Raw genomic sequence first — 3,949 nt, 5'->3', positions numbered from 1 at the left:
GCATCAGCGCATCATTGACCACTTTCACCGGTTTGCCGAACGCGCCCGCAAAGTCGAATCCAGCCCAGCCCTTGCCGAGATTGGCGGGGTCGGCGAGCGGCCTGTTGTGATTGACCGGGCCGGGATAGCCCATCGAGACGACGTCGTAGGACAGGCCTTCGGCGAGCTTGTTGACCACGTCGATCATCTGCTGCGGCGTCAGGCCCGGCCCCGAATCGGCGCGGCGCTCCTCGCCGCCGGCGCTGGTGAGGATCTTGACGTGCGAGCCGCCGATGCCGATCGTGAGCACGATCTTTTCAGTGTCCGGCTTCTCGGTGCCCGATGCAGGTTGCTTCACCGCCTTGGCCATCGTGTGGTCCTCTCACTTCACCGGATCGATCCAGCCATTGGGCGGCCCGAACCCGGCCATGACGTCCGCCGGTCCCCATGTGAGCGGCTCGTAGAGATGCGGCGGCGTGGTGTCGCCAAGCACCGGGCCGACGATGCGCCAGGCCAGTTCGCTGGCGTCCTGGCGGGTGAACAACTGCCCGTTGCCGTTCATGGCGTCGCCGATCAAGCGCTCATAGGGCGGCATGTCGCCCTTTGAATCGTCGAGCGCCGTCAGTTCGACCTGCTCGCCGATCATGTCGTCGCCCGGCGCCTTGCGCTGTGCTCCGATGGCGATCACCACCTGTGGGTCGATGCGGAAGCGGACGTAGTTCTGGTCGGCGGGCTTGATCGGATCGAAGACATCGAGCGGCGGCCGCTTCAGCCGCACCACCACTTCGGTGACATGCACCGGCATGTTCTTGCCGGCGCGGATGAAGAACGGCACGTCCTGCCAGCGCCAGGTGTCGACGAAGAAACGCACCGCCGCGAAGGTCTCGACGGGCGAGTTCGGCGCCACGCCGGGCTCGGCGAGATAGCCGGTGAACTGGCCACGCACGACATCGTCTTTTGTCAGCGTCCTGATCGCGCGCAGCACCTGCACCTTCTCATCGATCAGGTCGTCGGCGGAACGGCCGACAGGCGGCTCCATGGCAAGCAGCAAAAGGATGTTGAGCAGATGGTTCTCGATGACGTCCCTGATGCAGCCGACATCGTCATAGAAGCGGCCACGTCCCTCGACGCCGAAATCCTCGGCCATGGTGATCTGCACGCTCTCGACGTAGTTGCGGTTCCAGATCGGCTCGAGCAGCGAATTGGCGAAGCGGAAATAGAGCAGGTTCTGGATCGCTTCCTTGCCCAGGTAATGGTCGATGCGGAAGATCGACTGTTCGTCGAACACCAGATGCAGGACCCGGTTCAGCCAGCGCGCCGATTGCAGATCGTGACCGAAGGGCTTTTCCACCATCAGCCGCGCGCCATGCGCCGTGCCTGATTGCTCCAGCCCCTGGACGACGGTCTCGAACATGGTCGGCGGCACCGCCATGTAATGCAGCGGCCGCTGCGCGGTGCCGAGGGCGTTTTTCAGTTTCTCGAACGTCGCTCCGTCACGGTAGTCGCCGCTGACGTAGCGCAGCAGCGAGGCGAATTTGGCGAACGCTTTCTCGTCGATCTTGCCGAGCGCATTGACGATGCCGTCACGCGCGCGCGCCTGCAATTGCTTGAGGTCCCAGGCATCGAAGGCGACGCCGATCACCGGTTCGGTGAGCGTGCCCTTGGCGACCATCTGGTAAAGGGCTGGAAATATCTTCTTGTGGGCGAGATCGCCGGTTGCCCCGAAGAGCACCAGCGTGTCGGACCGTTCCTGGCTCATGCGCGTGTCTCCCCCCGTGTCGTCACTTGCCGGCCTTCGGCTTCTCGACATGGCCGCCAAAGGCATAGCGCATGGCGGAGAGCAGCTTGTCGGCGAATTCGGATTCGCCCTGCGAGGAGAAGCGGTCGAACAGCGCCGAGGACAGCACCGGAGCCGGCACGCCGGTGTCGATCGCCGCCTTCAGCGTCCAGCGCCCTTCGCCGGAATCCGAAACGCGGCCGCCGAAATTCACCAGGCCCGGATCGCTTTTCAAGGCGCCGGCCGTCAAGTCGAGCAGCCAGGAGCCGATAACGCTGCCATGCCGCCAGACCTCGGCCACCTGCGGAAGGTCGATGTCGAACTGGTAGTATTGCGGGTTTTCCAGCGGACTGGTCTCGGCGTCCGCCGTCCGTTGCCGCTTGCCGGCATTGGCCGACTTCAGGATGTTCATGCCTTCGGCATAGGCGGCCATGACGCCATATTCGATGCCGTTGTGCACCATCTTGACGAAGTGGCCGGCACCGCTCGGTCCGCAATGCAGATAGCCAAAGGGCGCGGTGCCGGCATCCCCAGGCGGATTGGCGCCGACGTCGGCGCCCGGTGCCAGCGTGGCGAAGATCGAATCGAGGTGCTGCACCGCCACGTCGGGGCCGCCGATCATCAGGCAGTAGCCACGCTCCAGGCCCCAGACGCCGCCGCTGGTGCCGACATCGACAAGATGGATACCCTTGCCGGCCAGTTTCGCGGCCTGGTCGACGGCGTCGTGGTAGTAGGAATTGCCGCCGTCGATAACGATGTCGCCGGGCTCCATCAGGGCCGCCACCTGATCGATGATCCTGCCGGTGATCGCCGCCGGCAGCATCAGCCACACGCAGCGCGGCTTGGCCAGCTTGCCGACGAATTCTTCCAGCGAGGCCGCCCCTGACGCGCCGTCGGTCACCAGGGCGGCGACGCTGGCCGGGTTGATGTCGTAGACGACGCATTCGTGGCCGTCGCGCATCAGGCGCCGGACCATGTTGGCGCCCATCCGGCCCAGTCCCATCATTCCGATCTGCATGGTTTCGTCCCTGTTTTCTACGAGATTTGCGGGGTTATCGAGGGAAGGTCTACTGGCTGTGATCTACTGGCCATCTTGGTCGCCCGATATGACGGAGAAGTCGACATTCTCCCAATCGCCGGTCCCGGGCCAGAAAAAAGTGAAGAGCAGCGTGCTTCCCTCGGGGAGGCTTGCCGCGGGCAGATCGGCAAGATGGATGCCGAAGGCGTTCTCCACCGTCTGGCTGTCATGGGCGGTCGCCCAGTTGTCGGTGCTCCAGTGAACTGTAGCCGGGTCCAACAATTCGACGCGCAACGTCTTGCCCTCCGGCATGGTGCGGATCTTGTTGTTGAACCGCCAGGTCCTGAACGAGGATACGGTCTTGTCCTCGATATAGCGCTTGACGCCTTGCGGCGGCATGTCGAAGACCGCGCCGTCGCGCAGCGAGCGCAGCAGCTTGATATGCTCCGAATGCGCCCAGACCAGCGGCATGGCGCTGCCCGAGGGTCGGCCGTGCAGCAGTTCGCGTTCCGGCAGATCGGCGCCGTCCCAGACCTGCTCCGGCAACAGGCCGCCCGGTCCGGCCGAGCCTTCCAGCGCTGCCAGCAGGCTGGCTGCCTTTTCCCTGCGCCCAGCCGCCAGCTCATAGTGGGCGCGTTCGCCGGCCAGCAGCGGCCAGGGGCGACCCTGGCCGGTGCCATCGAAAGGCGCGCCGTCTTCGTGCTCGCCATAGCCGTCACCATTGTAGCGGTACCAGAGCGGCCCTTGCGGCAGATCGCAGCGCAATTGCGCGTCGATGACCTTGACCGTGTCTGTCATGCGCGGATCGTCAGCCGCCCGCAGACCGAAGCGGACAAGTGCCAGTGCATCCGGGCTGACGATTTCCTCGGGCGGCCGGTCGGTGTCGCCAGGCGGCCGGTTCTTGATCGGGACATAGCCGTCCTTCGGCGAACCGGCCTCGGCGCTGTCGGGTGGTGCTATGCGGACATAGTAGCCTTCGACGCCGACTTGACTGCAGATCGCCGTGCCGGTGACGTAGGTCCAGCGCTCGACCTGGTCGTTCCAGACGTCTGATGTCTCGCGCAGATACGTCGCGGCGTCTGTCTTGCCGCAGGCGTCGAGCAGGTCTGCCGCGGCAAGCAGTGCGGCGATTTCGACGGCGAGCGTGAACGGGCTGTAGCCGGCATCCTCTTCCC

At 64.9% G+C, this 3,949-nt stretch carries 3 protein-coding genes and 1 pseudogene; all 4 read right to left on the bottom strand.

All coding sequences use genetic code 11. The annotated features are described in order from the left end of the window. Window positions 1–349: pseudogene (locus EN893_RS22580) on the bottom strand (ROK family protein); the annotation flags it as partial. Window positions 350–361: 12 nt separating this feature from the next. Continuing rightward, a complete protein-coding gene (gene zwf, locus EN893_RS22575) occupies window positions 362–1,738 on the bottom strand; it encodes a glucose-6-phosphate dehydrogenase (protein WP_127267460.1) in 1,377 nt (458 codons plus the stop codon). A gap of 22 nt (window positions 1,739–1,760) precedes the next feature. Continuing rightward, window positions 1,761–2,774 (bottom strand): phosphogluconate dehydrogenase (NAD(+)-dependent, decarboxylating), encoded by a 1,014-nt coding sequence (gene gnd / locus EN893_RS22570; protein WP_127267461.1) that lies wholly within the window; start codon window positions 2,772–2,774, stop codon window positions 1,761–1,763. Window positions 2,775–2,837: 63 nt separating this feature from the next. Continuing rightward, on the bottom strand, window positions 2,838–3,949 hold a 1,112-nt coding region (locus EN893_RS22565; RefSeq protein WP_245490882.1), incomplete at its 5' end, for a glycoside hydrolase family 15 protein.

Source organism: Mesorhizobium sp. M7A.F.Ca.CA.004.04.2.1 (genome assembly GCF_004022825.1).
In the GTDB taxonomy this organism is placed as follows: Bacteria; Pseudomonadota; Alphaproteobacteria; order Rhizobiales; family Rhizobiaceae; genus Mesorhizobium.
This window is presented reverse-complemented; position numbering and strand designations above follow the sequence as displayed.